Here is a 24,540-nt window from a genome sequence, read left to right as displayed (position 1 = left end):
CCCGTCCGCCCGTCGGGTGCCGGGGTACGCGCCCGTCCCGAGGACACAGCCACAGACCACTACAAGTGGCATCATGACCTCTTCCTCCCGCACGCCCCTCGGTGTCACCCTCGTCGAGGGCGGCGCCAACGTCGCCCTCTTCTCCAGCACCGCCGAGCGCGTGGAGTTCTGCCGCTTCGACGAGGACGGCACCGAGCACCGCACCGAGCTCCGCAACCGCACGGGCTACACGTTCCACGACGTCGTGCCGGACGTGACCGTCGGCACCCGCTACGGCTTCCGCGTGCACGGCGAGTGGGACCCGGCGAACGGTCTCCGCCACAACGCCGCGAAGCTCCTGCTCGACCCCTACGCCACCGCCGTCGACGGCTCCTACGAGTGGGGCCAGGCGCTGTTCGGGCACGACATGGAGGACCCCGAGCAGATCGACGAGACCGACTCGGCGAGCGCCATGCCGAAGTCCGTCGTCGCCGACCGCGAGTTCGACTGGGACGGGGACACCCTGCTCCGCACCCCGTACCGCGACACCGTCGTCTACGAGGTGCACGTCAAGGGCTTCACGAAGCAGCACCCGGACGTGCCCGAGGAGATCCGCGGCACGTACGCGGGCCTGGCGCACCCTGCGGCGATCAAGCACCTGACCGACCTGGGCGTCACGGCCGTCGAACTGCTGCCGACGCACCAGTTCGTGCAGGACTCGACCCTGGCCGACAAGGGCCTCCGCAACTACTGGGGCTACAACAGCATCGGCTTCTTCGCCCCGCACGACGAGTACTCGTCCTCGGGCACGGCCGGCCAGCAGGTCACCGAGTTCAAGGAGATGGTCAAGGCCCTGCACGCCGCGGGGCTCGAGGTCATCATGGACGTGGTCTACAACCACACCGCCGAGGGCAACCACATGGGCCCGACGCTGTCCTTCAAGGGCATCGACAACCAGTCGTACTACCGCCTGGTCGAGGGCGACGAGGCGAACTACTTCGACACGACCGGCACGGGCAACTCGCTCAACGTGTCGCACCCGTCCGCGCTCGGGCTCATCACGGACTCGCTCCGCTACTGGGTCGAGGAGATGCACGTCGACGGCTTCCGCTTCGACCTGGCGACGACCCTGACCCGCCAGGACGGCGAGGCCGAGAAGCACTCCGCGTTCCTCGACATCATCCACCAGGACCCGGTGCTCCGCGAGGTCAAGATGATCGCCGAGCCGTGGGACACCGCGGGCTACCAGGTCGGCGGCTTCCCGGCCGACTGGTCGGAGTGGAACGGCAAGTACCGCGACGACCTCCGCGGGTTCTGGCGCGGCGACGAGGGCACGCTCGGCGACGCGGTCCAGCGCACGCTCGGTTCCCCCGACGTGTACGAGGGCTCCCGCCGTTCGCCCCTGTGCTCGGTGAACTTCGTCACGGCGCACGACGGCTTCACCCTGGCCGACCTGACGATGTACGCCGAGAAGCACAACGAGGCGAACGGCGAGGACAACAACGACGGCGAGAGCAACAACACGTCGTTCAACGGCGGCATCGAGGGTCCGACCGACGACGGCGCGGTGAACGACTACCGCGACCGCCAGCGCCGGAACTTCCTCGGCACGCTCATGCTCTCGGCGGGCATCCCGATGATGCTCGGTGGCGACGAGATCGCCCGCTCGCAGGGCGGCAACAACAACGCGTACTGCCAGGACGACGAGATCTCGTGGTTCGACTGGCAGGCCGCCGACCGGGACCTGCTCGCCTTCACCACGGCGGCGATCGCGTTCCGCAAGGAGCACGAGGCGCTCCGCCCGGAGTGGTACCGCACGGCCCCCGGTGACTCGGAGTCGACGGTCCAGGTGCTCCGCGCCGACGCGCAGGGCTTCGAGGACGGTGACTGGGCCGACGGCGGCAACCGCGCGGTGATCCTCGTGCTGCAGCGCGGGGACGACACCGTCGCGGCGCTGCTGAACGCGTCCAACACCACGGTGGAGTTCACCCTGCCGGAGAAGCCGGGCGGCGGCAGCTGGTCGCTCGGGCTGTCGAGCGACCCGGACCAGGCCGTCGAGGGCGACGCGACGACGCTGCTCGTGCGCGACGCGTCCTTCACGGCGCTGGTCTAGCGGGGACGGTCCGCAGGACGGTCCGGACGGGAGGGACGGTGCCAGCTGGCACCGTCCCTCCCGTCCGTCGTGCGGTCGCCTGGTCCACCGGGCCGGACCGGCTCGCGGTCGACCGCCTGTGCGACGTGCTCGCGCACAGCCGCGAGCACCTCGCGCCACGCGGATCCGCGGCGCCATGTGCTCCCCGTTGTGCGGGCGATGCGACGACCTCCGGCGGTTCGCTCCGGACGCGGCTCGTCCGGGCCGGGCGACGAGCGGTCAGTCCCCCAGGACCCCGGCGGCGTCCGCGGGGAGCTCCGCCCGGGTGGGCGGGTCCGCGCCCGGCCGGGACACCGTCACCGCGGCACAGGCCAACGCGAGCGACGCCAGACGGCCGAGCTCGTCCGCGTCGAGTCCGGCTGGAGCCGATCTCCGGGCGAGCACGCCGGCGAGCAGCCCCGCCATGAACGAGTCGCCCGCGCCGATCGTGTCCGCGACCTCGACGCGCGGCGCCGGCATCGTGGTACGTGCACGAGCGGACGCGATCGCGCAGCCCGAACCGCCGAGCGTCACCGCGGCGAGCGCCGTCCCGGACGCCAGCAGGCCGTCGAGGACCTGGTCCACGCTGCGGTCCGGCCAGAGCCACGCGGCGTCCTCGTCGCTGAGCTTGACCACGTCGGCCTCGGCGAACAGCGGTTCGAGCGTGGCGAGCACGGCGTCCCGGTCGGGCGTGATCGACGGTCGGACGTTGGGGTCGACGGAGACGAGCGCGTCGGTCGGTCGGATCCGCAGTGCCTCGAGGACGGCGCGTGCCCCGGGTTCGAGGACGGCACCGATGGAGCCGACGTGCACGAGCGGCGTCACGTCCGGCACGTGCACCGGGTCGAGCCGCCAGTCGAGGTCGAACTCGTAGGACGCGCCGCCGTCGTCGCCGATCGTCGCGACCGCGGTGGAGGTCCGCTCGATCGGCGTCGCGTCGACCTCGACGTCGCTCGCGCCGACGTGGGCCCGGATCGAGGCCCCGCGGTCGTCGTCGCCGAGCGCGCAGACGAGTCGTGCCGACCGGCCGAGCCGGGCGAGTCCGACGGCGACGTTCATCGGGCTGCCGCCCGGGTGCTCGACGCGACCCTCGGGGCGGTCGACCACGTCGACCAGGGCTTCTCCGATGACGATGACGGTGTCCACGGGTCCAGGGTGGCAGACCCGGCGCCCGTGCGACGGCGCACTGTCCGGTCGTCCCCCGGTGGTCTGCGGACGCACGGGTGCGACGGAGTTGACTGACGGACCCGGCACGACCCCCACCAAGGAGACCCGATGCTGTCCCTCATCTACTCGAGCGTCGCCACCCGACCGCTCGGCGACGACGACCTCGCCGCACTGCTCGCGCAGAGCCGACGGGCGAACGCGGAGAACGACATCACCGGTGTGCTGCTCTTCCGGAACGGCTACTTCCTGCAGCTGCTCGAGGGGCCGGACCAGGCGGTGCGCACGAAGATGGCGACGATCAAGCACGACGACCGGCACACCAAGGTGACGGTGCTGACCGAGGAGCTCATCGAGGAGCGGCAGTTCCCGGAGTGGACGATGGGGTACCCGGCCGAGGACACCGACGTCGAGCAGGCTCCCGGGTACCGGACGACCTTCGACGACCTCGACGCTGCGGACGGCACGCAGATCAGCTCCCTGCCGGCGCTCCGCGAACTCATCCGCTGGTTCCGTCCCGCGTCCAGCTGACCACGGGCACCGCCGCCCGCGCCGACGACGGGCCCGCGCAGTGGTGCGCGAGCCCGTCCCGTGGGTGGCGTCTACTGCAGGCGGATGCTGTCGAGTTCGGCGTACCCGGTCCCGCCGCCGAAGTTCGGCGAGCCCTTCGCGAGTCGGATCACGTTGTACCCGGCCTTCAGCTGCACCGTGACGTCGACGCTGCCGGTGGGGTTGCCCCAGCCGGACGTGGTCGGCGGGTAGCTCACCGTCGAGAACGCGCCCCCGTTGTAGGCGAGCCCCTGCGTGGCGGTCGCACCGGTCCCGTTCGCGTACCTGACCGTCATCGTGTACGACCTCGCGGTCGGCACGTCGACGAGGAAGTCCACGAAGCTGTCGGTCCGGACGTCACCGGAGTTGTCGATGCGGCCGACGTAGCCGCCGTTCGACGCGGTGGACGAGGACAGGCGGCTGGCGTTGACGACGGTCGCGTTCTCCGCCTCGTACGTCTGCTGGTAGGTGGGTACACCGGTCGTCGGCGTGATCAGCAGCTGGTAGGCGGCGACCGCGTCCATGTTCGACACCGGGACGCTGATCGAACCGTTGACGACGCTGTAGGTCGTGGTCGAGACGAGGTTCGGCGCTGCCTGGTTCGTCTTCCGGCCCGTCGTGTTCGTCGACGAGAGCCGCACCGAGACCTGGCTGCCGAGGCCGGCGAGCCCGTTCACCCGGACGGTGTTCGTGCCGCTGTCACCGCCGAAGACGACGTTCACCTGCTTGCGGCTGGCGTCGTACGAGGCGACGCCGTCGAGGTAGGACTGCGGCACGGTCTGGACGACGTTGCCCGACTGGTCGCCGTACCACTTGTAGGCCCAGTAGGACGCGGTGGGCTGGTCGTCGTACAGCAGCCCGTCCATCGTCCCGGCCTCGTACCAGTACGCGCGCTCGGCGTCGTGGATGCCCGCCCGCTCGAACGCGGCCATGTAGTGCACGCCGATGCTCGGCTGGTCGACCTGGCCCGGCGAGGCGTACTCGTTGATCGAGATCGGGATGTGCGGCAGCCCGAGGGAGTCCTCGATGCCGCGGAAGTCGGCGACGTGTGCCTGCACGTCCTGGTAGCTGAAGTCCCCGAGCTCGTGCCAGACCGCGACCGACGGCAGCGTGTTCGTGTTCTTCGCGTTCGTCATGAACCCGACCATGAAGTCGTGGCTGTACGCGCTGGCGCCGGGTCCGATGATCGGCGTCAGGGTGTCGATCGCGCGGATGTCCCGGTACGTCCGCGTCCATGCGTTGAGGTACGTGCCGGCGTTCGGATCGTTCTTCGTGCTCTCGGCCCAGTTGGCGTCGGGCTCGTTCCAGATCTCGTACCCGGCGATGTTCGTGGTGTTCGTCGCGTTCACCCGGGCGGTGATCATCGTCCGGATCTTCGACTCCCAGTCGGGCCAGCTGACCCAGTTGTACGGGAAGGTGCTGAAGACGTCGGGGAGCCGGAGGTACTGCTGGCCGCCGGCCGCGGTGATCTTGTCGGCGACCTGCAGGCCGTCGCAGCAGGGGCTGGTCGCGCCGTTGCCGAGCTGCTGGGTACCGGGCGGCGGTTGGGTGAAGGTGTTGACGTGCAGCGGGTACAGCTGGCTGAGCGGTGGTGTGCTGCCGGTGTCGACGCCGTACAGGCCGCCGGCGGCGACGTGCGTGACCGGGCGGACGGTGGTGCCGACGTTGACCGTCAGGGTGTTGCCGGCGGCGAAGGCGGGGGTGCCGAGGCCGAGGACCGCGGTCCCGGCGACGACCGCGGCGAGGACCGCTGCGGTCCGGCGCGATCGGCTCCGAGGCTGCTCGGTCCGGACTGGTGGGCGAAGATGCGTCATTGCTTCCTCCTCGTGGCGCTCCGGGTGGTCCCGGAGCGGTGGTGTGGTCACTCCGCGGTGCCCGCGGTGTGCTTGTGGAGCCGACCGAGGCGTTCCGCCTCGGTGTTCCGCTCGTAGCCCAGGTAGGCGATGACCGCGAGGACGCGGTGCCGGTTCACCGGTCGCACCGTCTCCGGGCAGTTCAGGACGCGGGACACGGTCTGGTGGGAGACCCCGGCGACGAGCGCCACGTCGTAGATCGTCGGCTTCTCGGAGCCGTCGAGCGCCATCGCTCCTCCTCTCGTGGCCGATCCGGCCGGAACGCGTCGCGCTGGTCGCGCTGGTCGCGCTGGCGCGGGGGCGGACGGGAGGCGCGGTGCGGCTCCCGTCCGCGGCTCGCCTACCCGACGGGCAGGAAGACCCGCATCGTGGACGGACCGCGGTTGCCCCACGTCGCGTACGGCACCAGGCGCACCTCGCGGGGACCGTCGACCGACAGCAGGTCCTGCCCGGCGCCGTAGGGCAGTCCGTCGGGCTCCGGGAGCGAGCGCGTCCGGACGGGCAGACGGACGTCGTCCGCACCGTGGTCGACCGGTCCGATCCCGGCCGGCACCACGACGTCGCGCACGTCGACCCCGGCCTCGAGGGACTCGAGGGCGTAGACCAGCGGACCGCGCTCGATCGCGACGGTGCCGCGGACGGCGTCGATGCGGGGGTCGGGGACCGTGACGCGGGCCTGCACCGGCACGTCGAGCACGATGCGGTCCCCGGCGGCGAACACCCGCCGTACCGTGACGGTGTCGCCGCCCACGGGCACCGCCTGGTCCACCACGTCGAGCGTGGTGCCGGACGCCCAGGACGGCACCCGCAGGCGGAGGGCGACCGGGCCGCCGGAGTCGGCGGTCGCGACGACCTCGACCCGTCCGGAGCTCGGCCAGGCCGACCGCACGGAGAACGCCGCACGGGCGCCGTCGCCCACCACGGTGTCGACCTCGTAGTCGCCGTACTGGTGCAGCTGCAGGCCGTCGTCGCTGACGGTGGCGAACACGGTCTGCACACTCGCGAGCGTCCGGGACAGGTTCGTCGGGCAGCAGGACACCTCGAACCACGGGGCACGCAGGCTCGACAGCGCGCGACGGCTCACCTCGTCCTCGGGCGGTACGGTGCCCGCGACCCGCTGGTGCATCGTGTTGGCGTAGAAGAACGCCCGGCCGTCCTCGCGCGGGGCGACCATGACCGCGTTGTAGAGCGTCCGCTCGATCAGGTCGGCGTACTTCGACTCCCCGGTCTCGAGCAGCAGGCGCCACGACAGCATGTTCGACGCGATCGCCGCGCACGTCTCGCCGTACTCGCGGTCCGGCGGCAGCTCGTGGTCGGCGCCGAACGCCTCGTCCTGGTGGTGCGCCCCCATCGCACCGGTCAGGTAGGTGCGCTTGGCGACCGTGTTCGCCCACTGGGTCTCGACCGCGCGGAGCAGCTCGGCGTCGCCGGTCTCGACGGCGACGTCGACCGCACCCGCGGCCAGGTAGAGCGCCCGGACGGCGTGCCCCCGCAGGACCTCGGCGTCCCGGACGGGGACGTCGTCCTGGAAGTACTCCTGGCCGTACTCGATCGGCGCGAGCAGACCGTGACCGCGACGTTCGACGAACGTCCGCGCCAGCTCGACGTACCGGTGGTCGCCGGTCGCCCGGCCGAGCTCCACGAGGGCCGGCTCGATCTCCGGGTGCCCGCACACCGCCTCCCGTCCGCCCGTCCCGAACACGTCGACGAGGTGGTCGGCGAGGCGGACCGCCACGTCGACGAGCCGCCCGCCACCGGCGGTGCGCAACCGGGCGACCGCAGCCTGCAGCAGGTGCCCCATCGAGTAGAGCTCGTGGCCCCACTCCATGTCGGACCACCGGGGCCGCTGCCACGGACGACCGAAGGCGGTGTGCAGGTACCCGTCGGCGTCCTGCGCCCCGGCGACCCGCTCGACCAGGCGGTCGTACCGCTCGGCGAGGTCGTCGTCGGGCTGCGCGCCGAGCTGCCACGCCATGGCCTCGAGCAGCTTGTACACCTCGGAGTCGACGAACTCGATGCCGGCGTGGTCGAACGGCTGCCCGGTGGCGGCGGCGTCGAAGTTGCCGGTCCAGCCGATGCGCTCCATCCAGGTCTCGCAGTGCCGGATCACGGTGTCGGCGTTGCGCTGCTGCCAGTCGGCCCAGTAGCCGCCGGTCAGGCGCAGGTCACCGAGCGGCAGGGGGCGGAGCGCGCCGGTCGACGGCACGACCGGACCGGCCGCGACGGTGGTGTGGGTGATGGTCACGATGTCCTCCTGGGACGTGCGGGTACGGGTGCGTCAGTCCTTCACGGCGCCGGCGGTGACACCGGCGGCGACGTAGCGCTGGGCGAGGACGAGGAGCACCGCTGCGGGGATCGACGCGACCACGGCGGTGGCCATGATCGAGTTCCACTCCTGGTTGTTGTTGCCGATGTAGGCGTAGATGCCGAGGGTGATGGGCTTCGCGTCCCCGCCGCCGTCGAGCGTGTTGGCGAACAGGAAGTCCGACCACGCCCACAGGAAGCTGAAGAGCGAGACCGTCACCACCGAGTTGCGGCTGACGGGCATGACGACCGCGGTGAACGTGCGCCACGTGCTCGCGCCGTCGATGCGGGCCGCGTTGAGCAGCTCGTCGGGGATGCCGCGCATGAACGCCGTGAAGATGAGGACGCCGAACGGGACCGCGATCGTCGAGTCGGCGAGGATGAGTCCCCAGACCGTGTCGAGGATCCCGAGCTGCACGTAGATCGTGTAGAAGCCCATCGCCATGATGATCGCGGGGATCATCTGCGCGATGAGGAGCACGAAGCTCATCGCACCGCCGCCGCGCGGGCCCAGCTTGGCGAGCGAGTACGCGGCCGGGGCGGACAGCGCGAGCGTGAGCACCACCGTGCCGAGGCCGACGAGCAGGCTCGTGCCGAGGAACGGCAGCTGCTGGCCGAGCACCGTGGTGTAGCCGTGCAGGGTCCCGTCGATCGGGATCAGGTTCGGCGGGCTCTTCCGCATGTCCTGGTCGCGGGTCAGCGAGACGTTCACCATCCAGTAGACGGGGAACAGCATCACGGCGGTGAGGACGATCCCGAGTGCGGTCCGCCACCAGCGCTTCGCCGCGGGCGGTGTCCCGGTGGTGCGTCCTCGACCGCTCGTCGTGCGGGTCGTGACGGCTCGGGTGACGGTCGTGGTGGCCATCTCACACCTCCAGGCGGCGCTGGACGCGCGCGTAGACCAGGCCGACGACCAGGGCGATGACGATGAGCACGTTGCCCACGGTCGCGGCGGAGCTGAAGTCGGGCAGGAGCGATCCGAAGCCCAGTTGGTAGGACCAGATGGCGAGCGTGGTGGACGACCCGGAGGGGCCGCCCTTCGTCATGATCCAGATGATGTCGAAGACCTTGAGCGTGTAGACGAAGCCGAGCAGCAGGGTGATCGCGGTGACCGGGCGGAGCAGCGGGAACGTGATCCGCCAGAAGCGCTGCCAGCCGTTCGCTCCGTCCAGGGACGCCGCCTCGTAGAGCTCCCCCGGGATGCCCTGCAGGCCGGAGTACATGATCACGAGGTTGAACGGGATGCCGATCCAGATGTTCGCGACCAGGACCGCGACGAGCGACCAGTCGGGCGAGGTCAGCCAGTTGATCTGCCCGATGCCGACCGCCTCGAGGAACGCGTTCACGATGCCCGAGTCGCTGTTCATCATCCACGACCACGTGCTGGCGGACACCAGCAGCGGCAGGAGCCACGGCACGAGGAACAGTGCGCGCAGCAGCCCCGACAGCGGGAAGTGGGCGTGGAAGAACACCGCGAGGGCCAGCCCGAGGGCGAACTGCACGACGATCGACACGAGCACGAAGACCGTGGTGTGCCAGATCGCCGGGCCGAAGGTGGCGTTCGAGAACACGTCGACGAAGTTCTGCAGGCCGACGAAGGGGGCGTTGCCGGAGACGAAGGACGCCACCGTGTAGTGCTTGAGGCTCAGCTCGATGTTCTTCCAGAGCGGGTACGCGTAGAAGAGCACGAGGTACAGGGCCACCGGGGCGAGGAACGCCCAGGCCGTGAGCTGCGCTCTCCGCTGCGCGTGTGCGCGGCGGCTCCGGGCAGAAGAGGTGGTGTCCTCGGCCCGGGGACGCGCAGCCGACGGTCGCAGTGACGTCGTGTCGGTCGTCATGGTCGTGTCGGCTTCCGTTCGGTGGTGCGGGTGGTGTCGGTGCTGGACGTCGCCGTCGGCTACTTCTGCAGCTTCGAGTCGACGGCCTGCTGGGCGGCCTGCAGGGCATCGGACGTCGACGCCGAACCGGACTCGGCCTTCTGCACCGCGGTCCAGAGCTGCTCGGAGATCACCGGGTACTTCACGCCGAGGTCGTCCCCGGTCCGAGCGCGGGCGACACCGACGGCCTCGACCCAGGTCTTCAGGTCGGCGTTGCCGGACAGCTGCTGCTGCTGGAGGTCCTTCGACGCGGCGATGTAGTTGAGCGTGTTGTCGGTCTTCACCACGTCGTCACCGGACGACAGGCACTCGACGATCTTCTTCGTCGTCGCGTACCGGGCGTCGTCCTTCTGCACCGGGATGGTGAAGAACTCGCCGCCGGTCGGCACCGGAGCGGCGCCGCCGTCCTTCGCCGGGATGGTGATGACGCCGGCGCCCATCTCCTTGGCCGCGTCCTTCTGCCAGGTGCCGTTCTCGCCGAAGGCGAAGTCGCCCGACTGGAACTCCTGCCAGCTGGTCGTCTGGGTGTTCTGGATGACCGAGTTCGGCGCGTAGCCCTCGTCGATCCAGCCCTTCCAGAGGTCCAGCGCTTCTTCCGCCTTGGCGGAGTCGAGCTTGGTCAGGTCGGCGTCGGCGCCCCAGAACCACGGCAGGAACTGGAACGAGCCCTCCTCGGTGTTGATGCCCGAGAAGGTGATGCCCTTCTTCCCGGCCGCCTTCACCTTGGCGAGTGCCGCGGTCAGCGAGTCCCAGTCCTTCACGGACGCGGGGTCGACGCCGGCGGCCTCGAGCACCTTGGGGTTGTAGTAGAGCGCCAGGGTGTTCGCGCCGATCGGCACGCCGTAGGTCTTGCCGTCGATGACGCCGGCGCCGAGGATGTTCTCCGCGATGTCGCCGGTCTTCAGGCCGTTCGTGCCGGTGTCGGTGACGATCCCGGCCTGCGCCAGCGTCGAGACGACCGGGTTGTCGACGAGCAGGACGTCGGGCGACTTGCCCTGCTGCCCGGCGAGCAGTGCCTTGTTCGTCAGGTCCGACGTGTCGTACCCGGTCCGCTTGACGGTGACGCCGGCGTCCTTGCCGCACTGGGTGACGAGCTTGCCCCACGCCGACGAGGCGTCGTACTGGGGGTACGGGTCCCAGAAGGTGTAGGTGCCCTTCGCGGCGTCCGACGAACCGGAGCCGGAGGACTGGGCAGAACATCCGGTCAGACCGGCGACGACGCTGGCTGCTGCCACCAGCGCGCCGATGCGGACAACAGTCTTGGTGCGCATGATCACGGGTTCCTCTCTGAATGCGACGTGATCGCCGTTCGGGTCCGGCTGCGACCGTCCCGACGAGGGCACCTCGTGAGGAGGGACTCTTCGTCGAGCGGAACCGAAACCGGTTTCGGGAGCAATGTACGAGCACGCTTGCCGCAGTGTCAAGAACTTTCGTAAACTGGTTTCGGAGGGGCTGATGGACGACGAGGATCACCGCACCGCGACGACGGTCGAGACCGTGACGCTGGCCGACGTCGCCCGCGCCGCCGGCGTCTCGGTCGCCACCGCGTCGAAGGCACTCAACGGTCGCGCGCACGTGAGCGCCCGCTCGCGCGAGGCCGTGCTCGCCGCCGCCGCCGCCCTGTCCTTCACCCCGAACCCGTTCGCACGCGCCCTGAACCGTGCGTCGACCAACACCATCGGCATGCTCACGAGCGACCTCGACAACCGCTTCGTGCTGCCGATCCTGCTCGGGGCCGAGGACGCCTTCGGCGCCGGCTCGCTCAGCGTCCTGCTCGCCGACGCCCGCGACAGCGCGATGCGCGAGCAGCTGCAGCTGCAGTCCCTGCTCACTCGCCGGGTCGACGGCGTGCTCATCGTGGGGCGCACGACGAACCCGCGACCCCCGCTCCAGGCGAAGCCCGACGTCCCGGTCGTCTACGTGTACGCCCCGTCGACCGACGAGCAGGACCTGTCCTTCGAGCCGGACAACGAGCTCGCCGGGCGGATCGCCGTCGACCACCTGGTGGCGACCGGTCGGCAACGCATCGCGATCGTCAACGGCGAGGACACCTACGCCGCGGCGCGGGATCGTCTCCGCGGCGCCGCGACGGCACTCGACGAGCACGGGCTCGAGCTCGTCGGCAGCCCGGGCCGTGTTTTCGGCGAGTGGAACGAGACGTGGGGGCGTCGGGCCACCGAGCGCCTGCTCGAACGCCACCCGGACCTCGACGCGATCGTGGCCGGCAGCGACCACATCGCCCGTGGGGTCATGGACGCGGTGCGGGAGTCCGGGCGGCGGATCCCCGAGGACGTCGCCGTCGTCGGGTTCGACAACTGGGACATCCTGGTCGAGGGTGCCCGACCGCAGCTCACCAGCGTCGACATGGACCTGCAGCAGCTCGGGCGGTTGGCCGCCGGAGCACTCGTCGACACGATCGAGGGCAAGGTGCAGCGGGGGCGCGTGCGGAACCCGGTGTCCCTGGTGGTCCGGGGGTCGACCGTCGCCGGAACTCACTGAGCCCAATGGGGGCAGGGGCGCCAGACTGGCAGCAGCAAGCTCAGCGGGGCCAACAATCTGCACCAGGAGGACGCGCCGGCAGCACATTGCCGACGTCGGCACGGTCGTCTTTTAGTGTTGCGTCGACGCTTGTTCTCTTCGCTGCTCGGTGGGCACGTCGGCGTCGTGGTTACTTCCGGGATGGATCGGCATCGAGGGACGTCACTTCTGTCTCGCCAGTGGGAGTCCGCCCGAGGTTGTCGCCTAAAACCGCCAGCACTGATCCCACCATCCCGCCCCCCGCCCGTTGGGCTGCGACCCAAAATGACATCATCCATCGCCGACGCTTTCGGGATCCTCGTGCATGAGAATCCGCTCTAGTCAGCCTATGAGCTACGCAGGGCGACACCCCCGAGCCGAGCAGATCCTTCGCTGCGGCGCCTCCGAGGAGGAACAACGCAAAGCACGCAAGAGGAGAGCTCCGATCCGCCCGAGGCCTGCTCCGCTTCGCAGAATTCCTATGCCGCCGCCAGAACATGCACGTAGATTGCAACTGGTTCGCTTCACCATTGCGGTCGAGGTCACTATGATCACGAGCGAGAGGTGGGGGAGATTGAAACAGAATCCAAAGAACACTCGTCGGCTTCGTCGGCTTCGACGTGCATGGGTAGCGGCATGCACTGCGTGGAGAAGTCAGTCTCCGACAGCGATTCAGCAATCAGAGGCCAACAGCTCGAAGTTAAGGTTCCCGTACGTCCTTTCAGCTAGCGCAATTGCATTCTCGCTAATCACGGGCGCATCAGCAGTGGGCATCTGGCTCGGCTACAGTTACTCACAACCGACGGCGCCCGTAACACCGGCCACCGGGAGCATTCGAGTGTATTTTGATCGCCCTGGCGTGTTCGCCTTTATTCGAGTGCGAGTAAAGCCTCAGGGCCCTGAGTCAGGTTACGGCGAAAAATACGAGCTATATATTCGGACCGTCGGCTCAGAAGGCAATTTGCCTTCGTATCAAATATTGCTGGGAGGGTCCGCGCGGCCGGCTACAAGATACGGCGCAGGGGCAAATTTAGAGCGCGACCAGCATGGGTGCCTCCCCACTATCTCAGGAGTATACGAGGATGTGACCTGTGAGGAAATTCGCGGCCAGCCCGACTCGCTCTCGGCAAGCGACGAAGCGGGCGAACCGCTGACTGTGATCAGCGGACAACTCTCGAATGTGGCGGAAGGCGATGGGCACGCAATAGTGGATGTACAGTCGCGTCTGTCAGCCGAGAAGGCAAAGGGGTCCAACACAACATTTCAGCTGCCTTCAATCGGCACCACAAGCCTCCCGGACGACTTGCGCGACAAGCTTCCCATTCCAACCGGCAAGCGAACAAAGGGATACAGCCCCAATCTGAGCACATACGTGGAGTACATTCCCTTGAGTGCGACAGAGGATCTCACTGTCGTGTCACCGGAGCCCGACGCGCGTGTACCGCTTTCGTGGAGCAGTGTAGATAACGGTGCGATTGAGCCTGCGGGGACGATCACTGATTTGAGACGTCAGCGCAACGCCGAACGTACGACCTTTCTTTTGGGCGCTCTAGCTGGGGTGGTTGGCGGACTCCTAGTACCGTTGTCATCCGTTTGGTACACCACTGTCCGACAGGTTCGATCATGGAAGAGGAACACAAGCTGAGGGATAGCCATACAAGAGGATGAGCCCGCCGTCCCGTGGCGTCAGCGCTCCTGAAGGCCGTAGCTGTGCGGAGATCAGCGCGTGGCGTGGGGAACATTGCAGCTCCTTGGAGCCGGACAACGGGTCGGAAGTGCATCGCGAGCCTCAACGCGAGGACACCTAGGCCGACGCAGATAGCCGGGCCCCTGGCGCTGTAGCGGCGCCAGGCGACCACGGGCTCGCTGCCGGACTTGGGCTCGGGCTCGGTGCCGGACTCGGACTCGGACTCGGACTCGTCGGGAACTTCGGGCGTGTCTTGGGTGAGTGTGACGAGACTCAGGCGCTACTGACCGCCGAGCGGCTACTCAACCGCCTCCCGAAGCTCTTGACGCTGTCGTGACGGGCAGCGAGCACATCGCTCGCGTGGTGACACGCGCGTCGCCGTCACCGTTCGGCCCGAGGTCAACATGATCATGCTCGAGGCGGCCGTGCGGTCCGCACGTCCGATCGACGACGCGGCGTACCGGCACGTGCTGCTCGGCGACGGCGGCGAGTACTCCGACGAGCTCGACGGCAACCGGTGCCCGGTCGTGGGGGCGGCGTGCGGCCCGCCGTCGCGCCGCTGATCCGGCCGGGAGGCACGTGGCGGGCCCGCACCGCGCCTCCCGTCCGACGGCGCCGGCTCCGCGTCACGGATCGCCCGAGCAGGCGGCCGCCCTCGGTCAGGCGGTCGGGCCGAGCGGCAGCGGGTGGATCCGCCCGTCGCGACCGGCGACCACGACGTCGGCGGGAGCCCCGACACTGAGCGGCGGACGCAGACCGATCAGCGACGCCGCTCGTGCGGACGACGCGCGGACGGCAGTCGGCAGCCGGTCCGGACGACCGTCGACGAAGCGCGCGACGGCGTCCGCCACCGTGATCGTGCTCCCCGCCAGGGACGAGCCGTCCGCCAACCGGGCGACTCCGTCGGCGACGACGACCTCAGAGCCCGCGATCCGGTAGCGGCCGTCGGCGCAGCCGGTCGCGGCCATCGCGTCCGAGACGAGCACGAGACGGTCACCCGCGGCTCCGCGCACGAGGTCGACGGTCACGGGGTCGAGGTGGTGGCCGTCGACGATGCACTCCACGGTGAGCCGCTCGTCCGACAGCGCGACGCCGATCGGGCCCGGCGCACGGTGGTGCAGCGGCGGCATCCCGTTGAACAGGTGCGTGACGAGGGTCGCCCCGGCGTCCGTCGCCGCCCGGACCTGGTCGCCGTCGGCGTCGGTGTGCCCGATCGCGACGACGATGCCCGACGCGACCAGCCGCCGGACCGCGTCGAGCGCGCCCGGGAGCTCGGGCGCGAGGGTGACGATCCGGAGCGCTGCGCCGCCGGCGTCCACGAACAGGTCGACCTCGTCAGGGGTCGGCGGGTGCAGCAGCCCGACGGCGTGCGCACCCCGGCGGGCGGGAGCGAGCCAGGGCCCCTCGAGGTGCAGTCCGGCGAGCGTGCCGTCGTCGACGAGCGGTCGGAGGCGGTGCAGCGCCGCGACCGTGTCGGGGACGGTGCCCGTCGCGATCGACGCCACCAGGTGGGCGGTCCCCCGCGCGGCGTGGTGGGCGGCCGCTGCACGGGCCTCGTCGACCGAGCACGAGGCGAAGTCGTGCCCGAGTGCGCCGTGCGCGTGCAGGTCGACGAAGGCCGGCAGGACGGTGCCCGTCACCTGGGTCATGTGGTCGTGCGCGGGTGCCGGACCGGTGCCGACCGCGGCGACCCGGCCGTCGTCGACGGCGAGCCAGGCATCGGCCAGGTCGACGGCCGCGGTGACGATCCGTTGGGCCCGGACGAGGACCGTCACGCGGTCACCGTCACGGCTTCAGTCGAGCCGGCGCGTGTCGAGCCGGACCGCGCGGAGCCGGACCGCGCCGGGTCGACCAGCACCCGGCGGGCGAGCAGCACCGCACCGATGGCGCCGGCCGCATCGCCGTGCCGCGCACCCACCAGCTCGGGGATCCTGACCCCGGTGAGTCGGTCGGCCACCGCGGAACGCAACGGGTCGAAGAGGATCGGTCCGGACTGGGCGAGGCCGCCGCCGACGATCAGGGTGTGGCAGCCGGCGACCGCCGTCAACCAGGCCAGGGTGTCGGCGAGCACGTCGACGCAGTCGTCCCACGCCCGGCGGGCCACCGCGTCGCCGTCGAGGACCCGGAGCATCGAGTCGTGGGCACTCGGAGCACCACTGCGGCGCGCGACCGCTCCGGCCGAGGCGACCTCCTCGACCCGGAGGCCCGCGTGCGCGCCGTCCCGGATCCGCACCTGGCCGATCTCCCCGGCCCAGCCACCGCCGGACACGACCCGGCCGTCGACGACCAGGGCGCTCGCCAGACCGGTCCCGACGGGGACGAAGGCGACGGTGCCACGACCCAGCGCGGTGGCAGGATCGGTGGCGAGCGGACCGCCCGAGGTCCCTGCGGGAGTGGCGGCGTGGACCTCGGCGAGCGCGCCGGCCCGGACGTCGTGGCCGAAGGCGAGCGGGACCGCGTCGACGCCTGTCGCACGCAGGGCCCCCTCCACCCGGGCCCGGACCGGCACGTCCCGCCAGCCGAGGTTCACCGAGAGCACCGAACGGCCCGTGTCCTCGTCGACGACCCCGGGGACGACCAGTCCGATCGCCCCGAGGTCGGTCCCGTGCTGCCGTGCGACCGTCCGCGCCCGCTGCCCCAGCGTCGCGACGAGTCCGGCCAGTGCGACGGCGTGGAGGTCGTCGCGCGGGGTCGGGACGCGCTGCTCCTCGAGCACCCGCCCGTCGTCGGCGACCAGGCGCACCTTGATGCTCGTGCCCCCGACGTCGATCCCGAGCACTGCGCCGTCAGCGGTCATCCCGGGCCCTCCGATCACGCCGACCAGCGCTGATCGGACGCCGTCAGCCTGCCGACCGATCATGATCAGTGCAAACAACGCGCATCATTTCCGCTCACATCGCACGGCAGGCTCGCCCGTAGGATGACGCCATGACCCCGCAGCAGAGGCTCAACGCGCTCCTCGAGCTCGTGAGCGACCGCGGGAACGTCTCGATCGCCGAGATCGGCGAGGCCCTCGGCATCTCCGCTGCGACCGCACGCCGCGACCTCGCGACACTGGCGGACCAGCGGCTCGTCACGCGCACCCACGGAGGGGCCGCAGCACTGGGGGCCGGGTACGAGCTGCCGCTGCAGTACAAGATCGCACGGCAGGCCGAGGCGAAGACCGCCATCGCCCGGGCGACCGCGGCGCTCGTCTCGCCCGGCGACACGGTCGGCCTGAACGGCGGGACGACGACGACCGAGGTCGCGCGGGAGCTCGGCAAGAGCGAGCGCTTCCTCCGCGCCGACGGCGAGTGCGGCATCACCATCGTCACGAACGCGCTGAACATCGGGTACGAGCTGTCCGTCCGCGCCAACGTCAAGATCATGGTCACGGGCGGCGTGGCGCGGCGGCAGTCCTACGAGCTCATCGGGCCGACCGTGCGGGACACGCTCGACGGCTTCGCACTCGACGTCGTCGTGCTCGGCGTCGACGGTCTGACCGGCCAGTACGGCGCGACGACCATGCACGAGGGCGAGGCCGAGGTCAGCAGGCACTTCGCGTCCGTCGGCCGCCGGGTCGTGGTGGTCGCCGACTCGACGAAGATCGAGCGCGCCACCTTCGCGCGCATCTGCCCGCTCGAGCGCATCGACGTGCTCGTCACGGACCAGCCGGTCCCGGCTCCGTTCGCCGCGGAACTGGCGTCGGCCGGCGTGGAGCTCGTCGTCGCGAGCTGACCCGACCGATCCGGCCCGCCCGGATGCACGGCCGCTCGGACGCGTCCACCGCGGCCCACACCCCTGCCGCACGCGTCGCCTGCCGGACGTTGCCGACATGTAACAAGGTCGGACGCACGCTTCCGTGATCGCGCCGTGCGTGCTTATTGTGCACTCATGATCGATTTGGCATCATTGCCGTCACAATCACGCAAGGGAGCGAGATGACCACCACGAGCACACGCCTGCTCCGGGTCGGCGTCGTCGGCATCGGACAGCGCGCAGCCATCGCCGACCACGTGGCCACCGCGGGCCTGGACGCCGACGGCGTGGACGCGCGGGTCACGGCCGCCGCCGACACGACGCCCGCCGGGCGGGACCGTGCCGCCGCACACTGGCCCGAGGCCGAGGTGGTGGCCGACCACCGGGCCCTGATCGGCACGGACGGCGCACCGAACCTCGTGGACGCGGCGATCGTCACCACCCCGGACTGGACCCACGCCGAGATCGCGACCGACCTGCTCCGCGCCGGCATCGCCGTCTACCTCGAGAAGCCCCTGGCGATCACCGTGGAGGACGCCGACGCCGTCCTGGACACCGCCGCCGAGACCGGCACGCCCCTGTACGTCGGCCACAACTTCCGGCACGCAGCCGTCGTCCGCCTCATGCGCGAGGTCATCGCCCGGGGCGAGATCGGCGAGGTCAAGGCGGTGTGGGTCCGCCACTTCGTCGGCAACGGTGGGGACTACTACTTCAAGGACTGGCACGCCGACCGCAGCCGTGTGAACTCGCTCCTGCTGCAGAAGGCGAGCCACGACCTCGACGTCGTGCACGCCCTCGCCGGTGCGTACACCAGCCGGGTCGTCGGGATGGGGTCGCTCTCGGTGTACGGCGACGTCACCGACCGGCGGGACCGCAGCGACGAGCTCGTGACCGACTGGTTCTCGTTCGACAACTGGCCGCCGACCGAGCAGACCGGGCTCAACCCCGTCGTCGACGTCGAGGACGTCTCGATGGTGATGATGACGCTCGAGAACGGTGTGCAGGCGAGCTACGAGCAGTGCCACTTCACGCCCGACTACTGGCGGAACTACACCGTGATCGGAACCCACGGGCGACTCGAGAACGTCGGGGACACCGGCGGCGGGGCCGTCAAGGTGTGGAACCACCGCCGTGGATGGGACGTCGCCGGTGACGTGGAGTACCCGATCGACGGCGTCGAGGACGGCCACGCCGACGCCGACCTCCTCACCATGACCGAGTTCCTCCGCTCCGTCGCGCTCGGTGAGCCGACGACCCTGTCACCGATCGCGGCGCGCATGGCGGTCGCCGCCGGCGCACTCGCCACCCGCTCGCTCCGCAACGGCTCCGTCCCGCTCGACGTGCCGCCCCTCCCCGAAGCCACCATCCGTCACTTCACGGCCGCAGCCGGCCACGACGACCCCTCCGGAAGGAACACCCGATGACCCTCCCCTCCCCCCGTCACGGCCGCGGTCGCCGCCGTGCCCTGCTCGGTCTCGCTGCCGCGGTCAGCGCCGTCGCCCTCCTCGCGGGGTGCAGCAGCGCGTCCTCCGCCGGCTCCGACTCCGGGACGGGCACGGTCGCGAAGGACACGAAGGCCGACCTGACCTACGCCGTGTGGGACCAGAACCAGGTCGACGCGATCAAGGCGAACATCAAGGGCTTCAACGAGGAGTACCCGGACATCACGGTCAACGTGGACGTCACGCCGTACGCCAACTACTTCACGAAGCTGCAGACGCAGGGTTCCAGCAACACGCTCCCCGACCTGTTCTGGATGAACGGTCCGAACTTCCAGCTCTACGCGGGCAACGGCAAGCTCGCGCCGATCACCGGCGCGGTGGAGTCGGGCGCGATCGACCCGTCGAAGTACTCGAAGGCGCTCGACGACCTCTACACCTACGACGGGAAGCAGTACGGCGTCCCGAAGGACTTCGACACGATCGGCGTCTGGGTGAACAAGGCCCTGTTCGAGAAGGCCGGCGTGCCGCTGCCGTCGAAGGACTGGACGTGGCAGGACTTCCAGGACACCGCCGCCGAGCTGTCGCAGAAGCTCAAGGGCGACGGCGCGTACGGCGCCGCCGGCGGCATGGACGGACAGACCACCTACTACGACACGATCTTCCAGGCCGGCGGGTCCGTCGTCGACGACGGGAAGTCGGAGTACGACACGAAGGCTGCTCAGGAGGGCATCCGCTTCTGGACGGACCTGATCGCCTCCGGCGCCTCGCCGACGATCAAGCAGTTGACCGACACCACGGCGGACCAGTGGTTCACCGCCGGCAAGCTCGCGATGTACCAGGGCGGCAGCTGGTTCCGGTCGGCGCTGATCGGCACCGACATGGAGCAGGACGTCGTCGTCTACCCGCTGCCGAAGGGCAAGGAGCAGGCGACCGTCATCCACGGCGTCTCGAACGTCGTCGCCGAGGGGTCGAAGAACAAGGCGGCCGCCCAGGCACTGCAGGCGTACCTGGCGAGCAAGCCGGCCCAGCAGCAGCAGGGGGACATGGGCGCGGTGATCCCGGCCTACGAGGGCACGCAGGACGCCTTCACGAAGACGATGCCCGACGCGGACCTGCAGGTCTTCCTCGACGCGGTCGACTACGCGAAGCCGCTGCCGGTGTCGAAGAACACCGCCGCGTGGAACACCCTCGAGACGAACCTGCTGCCGAGCGCCTTCGACGGCTCGCGACCCGTCGACCAGGTGACGGCCGAGCTCGCGAAGGAGATGGACGCCGCGCTCGCGAAGGAGTGACGGAGACGCCGATCGGCGTCGTCCGTCCCACCGGACCCACCTCCCCGCACCCACACCCGCACCCCCTGATCCGCCCGCCCCGGCGTAGGAGCGATCCGATGACGACCATCACCCGGCAGACGACGGCGACCCGGCCGTCGCCGCCGTCCCGACCCCAGCACGACGATCGGCCCCGATCGACCCGTGCCTCCCGCACCGACGGCATCTGGCCGTGGCTGTTCGTGCTCCCGCTGCTGATCGGCGTCGGCACGTTCTTCATCTGGCCGATCCTGCAGACCTTCTGGTACTCGTTCACGAGCTGGGGTGTCTTCGGCGGCGCCACCTTCACCGGGCTCGCGAACTACGGCCGCCTGCTGACCGACCCGCAGCTGTACCAGTCGCTCGTCAACACGATCGTCTACACGGTGATCGTCCTGCTCGGCATCCCGATCGCGGTCTGGCTCGCGAGCCTGCTCAACACCCCGGGCCTGCGGTTCGCACAGTTCTACCGGGTGCTCTTCTTCCTGCCCTACGTGGCGATGCCGGCCGCGATCGCCCTGGTCTGGCGCATCATGTTCAACGGCGACTTCGGCATCGTGAACTGGTTCCTCGGCCGCTTCGGGATCGACGGCCCGTACTGGATCTCCACCCCGGGCTTCGCGCTCGTCGCGGTGTCCCTCGTCGGCCTGTGGTCGTCGTTGGGGTTCTCGATGATCATCCTCGGCGCCGGACTGAAGGACATACCGCCCGAGCTGTACGAGGCCGCCGAGCTCGACGGTGCGAGCCGCTGGCGTCAGTTCCGCTCGCTCACCGTGCCGCTGCTGACGCCGAGCATCTTCTTCGTGCTGGTGGTCACCACGATCTCGAGCTTCCAGCTCTTCGACCTGCTCTACGCCATCCTCGGCTCCACCAACCCGGTCATCCCGGAGACGATGTCCCTCGTCTTCTACTTCTACAACGCCGGGTTCATCGACAACGACAAGGGCTTCGCGGCTGCCATCGCGATGGTGATCTTCGTGCTCATCGGCATCATCACCGTCGTGCAGTTCCGGGTCCAGCGGAAGTGGGTCCAGTCATGACCGGCATCATCGACGCGCGCGGCAGCAAGGTCGCGGCGGCCACGAGGGCCGCGGGTCGCACCCGCGCACAGGCCGCGTCGCGGCCCGGTCGCCGCGGTGGCAGCCACTGGTGGATCCACGTGGTGCTCGGCATCGGCGGGTTCGTCATGGCGTTCCCGTTCCTCTGGCAGATCGTCATGGCGCTGTCCACGAACGCGCAGGTGACCTCGCCGACACCGACCTTCTGGCCGGGCGAGCTGCAGTGGGGCAACTTCGCCCGGGTCTTCGAGCGGCTCCCCTTCCTCGACCAGCTCGCGACCTCCATCTGGGTGACCCTGATCCGCACCCTGGCGCAGATCGTGCTGTGCACGCTCGCCGGCTACGCCTTCGCCCGCATGCGCTTCCGCGGACGCGCGGTCATCCTCGGCATCGTGCTCTCGATCCTGCTGGTGCCGTCGCAGGTCTACCTCATCTCGCAGTACCAGATCGTGCAGGGCCTCGGGTGGCTGGACACCCTGGCCGGCATCGTTGCACCCGGCCTGTTCAGCGCCTTCGGCACGTTCCTCATGCGCACCGCCTTCCTCAACATGCCCGCCGAGCTCGAGGAGGCGGCGCGCATGGACGGCGCGAACCCGTTCCAGACCTTCTGGCGGATCATGCTGCCGCTCGCACGTCCGTCGATCAGCGTGCTCGCGATCACGACGGTGCTGTGGTCGTGGAACGAGCTGCTCTGGCCGCTGGTGGTCTCCACCCGCGCCGAGGACATGCCGCTCGCCGCCGGGCTCGCGACCCTGTCCAGCGACCGGACGATCGACTACCCCCTGCTCATGGCGGCGAGCCTGATGGCGATGGCCCCGGTGCTGGTCCTGTTCATCGTGCTGCAGCGGCGGGTGATCGACGGGCTCGCGTCCTCCGGCCTGAAGTGAGCGGTGGCCGACGCGGCCGCACGACGACGAAGCGCCCCTCGGGATCCGAGGGGCGCTTCGTCGTGCCCGGTGGGACCGCCGGACGGGAGGGACGGTGCCGGGCCGACACGCGCCTCCAGGCCGGCTGCAGGAACGACGGGAGGCACGGTGCCCGTGGGCACCGTGCCTCCCGTCGATCGCGCCGCTCAGCCCTTCAGACCGGCCGAGGCCATCGTCGCGACGAACTGCTTCTGCGCCACCAGGAAGAGCAGGATCAGCGGCAGCGTCGCGACCACGTTCCCCGCCATCAGCAGCGACCAGTCGGTCCGCCGCGCGCCCTGGAAGTTCGTCAGACCGAGCTGCAGCGTGAACGAGTCCGCGTCGTTGATCGCGACGAGCGGCCAGACCAGGTCGTTCCAGGACCCGAGCAGGGTGAAGATCGCGAGCGTCGCGAGCGCCGGACGGGCGAGGGGCAGGACGATCCGGAAGAACACCTGCAGGCGGGAGCACCCGTCGATCTGGCCGGCCTCCTCGAGCTCGGCGGGCAGGGAGAGGAAGAACTGCCGCATCAGGAAGATGCCGAACGCCGACGCGAGCCACGGCACGATCGCGGCGCCGAGGCTGTCCACGAGGTGCAGCCGCGCGAACATGACGTAGGTCGGGATCATGAGGAGCTGCGACGGGATCATGATCGTCGCGAGGATCGCCAGGAACCCGAACGTCCGCCCCGGGAACCGCAGTCGTGCGAACCCGTAGCCGGCCAGCGAGCACAGCACCAGGTGCGAGACGATCGCGGACGCCGACACGATCACCGTGTTGAGGAGCCAGTGCAGGATGTCCGACTCGGCGAACAGGCGCGTGTAGCCCGACAGGGTGAACTGCGTCGGGAGGAACGACGGCGGGAACTTGTTGATCTCCGACGCCGGTTCGAGCGAGGTGAGGAACATCTCGACGAACGGCAGCAGGAACAGGAGTGCCACCGGTGCGAGCAGGAGGTGCCACGGGCTGAACGGCAGGCGACGTCGACGGCGGGGCGCGGGGCGTCCCGTCGGTGCCGCGACGGCGGACCGCCGGTTCGGGGTCTCGAGGACTCGGGTCTCGACGGTCATCGTGCCGCGTTCCTTCCGGCTCGGCGCTGCACGACCGTGACGATCACGGTCGCGGTGAGGGTGACGAAGAACATGCCGTAGGCGATGGCGGACCCGTAGCCGAACTGCAGGTTCTGGAAGGCCGTCTTCCACAGGTAGTAGACGATCGTCTGGGTGGCGTCGAGGGGTCCGCCGCGGGTGGTCGCGTAGACGAGGTCGAAGAGCTGCACGGCCTGCAGGGTCTGGTAGATCCCGACGAACGCGGTGACCGGCGCCAGCTGCGGCCAGACCACGCGCCAGAAGGTCTGCCAGGTGTTCGCGCCGTCGATCCGCGCTGCCTCGAGCACGTCGCCGGGGACGTCCTGCAGTGCGGCGAGGTAGATGACGGTCGTGAAGGCCGCCTGCCCCCACAGGGACATGATGACGATCACCACCATCGCCTCGGAGCGGTCCTCGAGCCAGCCCTGCGGCGGCACGTGCAGTACGCGCAGCACGGTGTTGACGATGCCGAACTGCGGGCTGAACAGGTAGGTGGTCAGGATGCCCGTCGCCGCGGCCGAGGCCACGAACGGCACGAAGATCGCCGTGCGGTACAGGCCGATGAACCGGATGCGCCGGTTCAGGGCGACGGCCAGGGCGAGCCCGAGCAGCAGGGACGCGGGGACGAACAGGACCGTGTACAGCAGGGTGTGCACGGCGGCCGCGAGCGCGCTCGCGTCGGTGGCCAGGTCCTGGTAGTTCTCGATGCCGGCGAACGACGGCGGGCTGAAGCCGTCCCAGCGCTGGAAGGAGAGGACGAGCGCCCAGACCCCGGGGAAGATCGTGAGGCCGAGCACGACCGCCAGGGCCGGGCCGACGAAGCCCCAGCCGGCGAGGCCCTCGCGGGCGGCGGCCGATCGTCGTCGACGCGGCTCCGGGGCGCCGGCAGCGCCGGTGGTCGGACGGGTGCGGAGTGCGGGAGTGGTCACGGGGGCCTC

The 24,540-nt window shown here is 70.0% G+C and carries 20 protein-coding genes; 9 read left to right on the top strand and 11 right to left on the bottom strand.

All coding sequences use genetic code 11. The annotated features are described in order from the left end of the window. Window positions 1-73 precede the first annotated feature (73 nt). On the top strand, window positions 74-2,092 hold the full coding sequence (glgX, locus tag ACIPEQ_RS14415) for a glycogen debranching protein GlgX (RefSeq protein ID WP_402715695.1): 2,019 nt from the start codon (window positions 74-76) through the stop codon (window positions 2,090-2,092). A gap of 258 nt (window positions 2,093-2,350) precedes the next feature. On the opposite strand, the gene ACIPEQ_RS14410 is transcribed toward glgX, so the two are convergent. After that, window positions 2,351-3,256: a carbohydrate kinase gene (locus ACIPEQ_RS14410; protein ID WP_402715694.1), complete on the bottom strand. Its 906-nt coding sequence runs from the start codon at window positions 3,254-3,256 to the stop codon at window positions 2,351-2,353. 129 nt (window positions 3,257-3,385) lie between these two features. On the opposite strand from ACIPEQ_RS14410, the gene ACIPEQ_RS14405 reads away from it, so the two are divergent. After that, window positions 3,386-3,805 carry a BLUF domain-containing protein gene (locus ACIPEQ_RS14405; RefSeq protein ID WP_402715693.1) on the top strand — a complete coding sequence of 140 codons (420 nt, stop codon included), beginning with the start codon at window positions 3,386-3,388 and terminating at the stop codon, window positions 3,803-3,805. A gap of 71 nt (window positions 3,806-3,876) precedes the next feature. On the opposite strand, the gene ACIPEQ_RS14400 is transcribed toward ACIPEQ_RS14405, so the two are convergent. The 6 genes from ACIPEQ_RS14400 to ACIPEQ_RS14375 form a co-directional block, all read right to left on the bottom strand. Next, window positions 3,877-5,637 (bottom strand): hypothetical protein, encoded by a 1,761-nt coding sequence (locus tag ACIPEQ_RS14400; RefSeq protein ID WP_402715692.1) that lies wholly within the window; start codon window positions 5,635-5,637, stop codon window positions 3,877-3,879. A gap of 47 nt (window positions 5,638-5,684) precedes the next feature. Beyond that, window positions 5,685-5,906 carry a LacI family DNA-binding transcriptional regulator gene (locus tag ACIPEQ_RS14395; protein ID WP_402715691.1) on the bottom strand — a complete coding sequence of 74 codons (222 nt, stop codon included), beginning with the start codon at window positions 5,904-5,906 and terminating at the stop codon, window positions 5,685-5,687. A 110-nt stretch (window positions 5,907-6,016) separates the two neighbouring features. Continuing rightward, complete coding sequence (locus ACIPEQ_RS14390) at window positions 6,017-7,921, bottom strand: glycoside hydrolase family 127 protein (RefSeq protein WP_402715690.1); 1,905 nt, start codon at window positions 7,919-7,921, stop codon at window positions 6,017-6,019. A 33-nt stretch (window positions 7,922-7,954) separates the two neighbouring features. Further along, the gene (locus tag ACIPEQ_RS14385) at window positions 7,955-8,845 is read right to left on the bottom strand and encodes a carbohydrate ABC transporter permease (RefSeq protein WP_402715689.1); all 891 of its coding nucleotides are present in this window, start codon (window positions 8,843-8,845) and stop codon (window positions 7,955-7,957) included. Between the two features lies 1 nt (window position 8,846). Next, on the bottom strand, window positions 8,847-9,818 hold the full coding sequence (locus tag ACIPEQ_RS14380) for a carbohydrate ABC transporter permease (protein ID WP_402715688.1): 972 nt from the start codon (window positions 9,816-9,818) through the stop codon (window positions 8,847-8,849). 59 nt (window positions 9,819-9,877) lie between these two features. Beyond that, complete coding sequence (locus ACIPEQ_RS14375; RefSeq protein WP_402715687.1) at window positions 9,878-11,128, bottom strand: extracellular solute-binding protein; 1,251 nt, start codon at window positions 11,126-11,128, stop codon at window positions 9,878-9,880. 184 nt (window positions 11,129-11,312) lie between these two features. Between ACIPEQ_RS14375 and ACIPEQ_RS14370 the strand changes: the two genes are divergently transcribed. Next, complete coding sequence (locus ACIPEQ_RS14370; protein WP_402715686.1) at window positions 11,313-12,356, top strand: LacI family DNA-binding transcriptional regulator; 1,044 nt, start codon at window positions 11,313-11,315, stop codon at window positions 12,354-12,356. Window positions 12,357-14,465: 2,109 nt separating this feature from the next. Then, complete coding sequence (locus ACIPEQ_RS14365; RefSeq protein WP_402715685.1) at window positions 14,466-14,624, top strand: hypothetical protein; 159 nt, start codon at window positions 14,466-14,468, stop codon at window positions 14,622-14,624. A gap of 96 nt (window positions 14,625-14,720) precedes the next feature. On the opposite strand, the gene ACIPEQ_RS14360 is transcribed toward ACIPEQ_RS14365, so the two are convergent. Together ACIPEQ_RS14360 and ACIPEQ_RS14355 are read right to left on the bottom strand one after the other, a co-directional pair. Next, window positions 14,721-15,836: an N-acetylglucosamine-6-phosphate deacetylase gene (locus ACIPEQ_RS14360; protein WP_402715684.1), complete on the bottom strand. Its 1,116-nt coding sequence runs from the start codon at window positions 15,834-15,836 to the stop codon at window positions 14,721-14,723. Then, the gene (locus ACIPEQ_RS14355; RefSeq protein ID WP_402715683.1) at window positions 15,833-16,858 is read right to left on the bottom strand and encodes an ROK family protein; all 1,026 of its coding nucleotides are present in this window, start codon (window positions 16,856-16,858) and stop codon (window positions 15,833-15,835) included. The genes ACIPEQ_RS14360 and ACIPEQ_RS14355 overlap by 4 nt, the downstream gene beginning before the upstream one ends. A 131-nt stretch (window positions 16,859-16,989) precedes the next feature. On the opposite strand from ACIPEQ_RS14355, the gene ACIPEQ_RS14350 reads away from it, so the two are divergent. From ACIPEQ_RS14350 to ACIPEQ_RS14330, 5 genes are all read left to right on the top strand, one after another. Further along, window positions 16,990-17,778, top strand: a complete 789-nt coding sequence (locus tag ACIPEQ_RS14350) for a DeoR/GlpR family DNA-binding transcription regulator (RefSeq protein ID WP_126890492.1) — start codon at window positions 16,990-16,992, stop codon at window positions 17,776-17,778. 203 nt (window positions 17,779-17,981) lie between these two features. Beyond that, on the top strand, window positions 17,982-19,223 hold the full coding sequence (locus tag ACIPEQ_RS14345; RefSeq protein WP_402715682.1) for a Gfo/Idh/MocA family protein: 1,242 nt from the start codon (window positions 17,982-17,984) through the stop codon (window positions 19,221-19,223). Beyond that, on the top strand, window positions 19,220-20,533 hold the full coding sequence (locus ACIPEQ_RS14340) for an ABC transporter substrate-binding protein (RefSeq protein WP_402715681.1): 1,314 nt from the start codon (window positions 19,220-19,222) through the stop codon (window positions 20,531-20,533). The genes ACIPEQ_RS14345 and ACIPEQ_RS14340 overlap by 4 nt, the downstream gene beginning before the upstream one ends. A gap of 98 nt (window positions 20,534-20,631) precedes the next feature. Beyond that, entirely contained in the window at window positions 20,632-21,591 is a 960-nt protein-coding gene (locus ACIPEQ_RS14335; protein WP_402715680.1) for a carbohydrate ABC transporter permease, read from the top strand. Continuing rightward, window positions 21,588-22,496, top strand: coding sequence for a carbohydrate ABC transporter permease (locus ACIPEQ_RS14330; RefSeq protein WP_250368231.1), 909 nt, complete (start codon window positions 21,588-21,590; stop codon window positions 22,494-22,496). The genes ACIPEQ_RS14335 and ACIPEQ_RS14330 overlap by 4 nt, the downstream gene beginning before the upstream one ends. A 185-nt stretch (window positions 22,497-22,681) precedes the next feature. Here the strand turns inward: ACIPEQ_RS14330 and ACIPEQ_RS14325 are convergent, their stop codons facing one another. Both ACIPEQ_RS14325 and ACIPEQ_RS14320 read right to left on the bottom strand, forming a co-directional pair. After that, window positions 22,682-23,584, bottom strand: a complete 903-nt coding sequence (locus ACIPEQ_RS14325; RefSeq protein WP_126890489.1) for a carbohydrate ABC transporter permease — start codon at window positions 23,582-23,584, stop codon at window positions 22,682-22,684. Then, a complete protein-coding gene (locus ACIPEQ_RS14320; protein WP_126890488.1) occupies window positions 23,581-24,531 on the bottom strand; it encodes a carbohydrate ABC transporter permease in 951 nt (316 codons plus the stop codon). Before ACIPEQ_RS14320 ends, ACIPEQ_RS14325 begins: the two co-directional genes overlap by 4 nt. Window positions 24,532-24,540: the final 9 nt, after the last annotated feature.

This window comes from Curtobacterium sp. NPDC087080 (assembly GCF_044745105.1).
Taxonomy (GTDB): Bacteria; Actinomycetota; Actinomycetes; order Actinomycetales; family Microbacteriaceae; genus Curtobacterium.
This window is presented reverse-complemented; position numbering and strand designations above follow the sequence as displayed.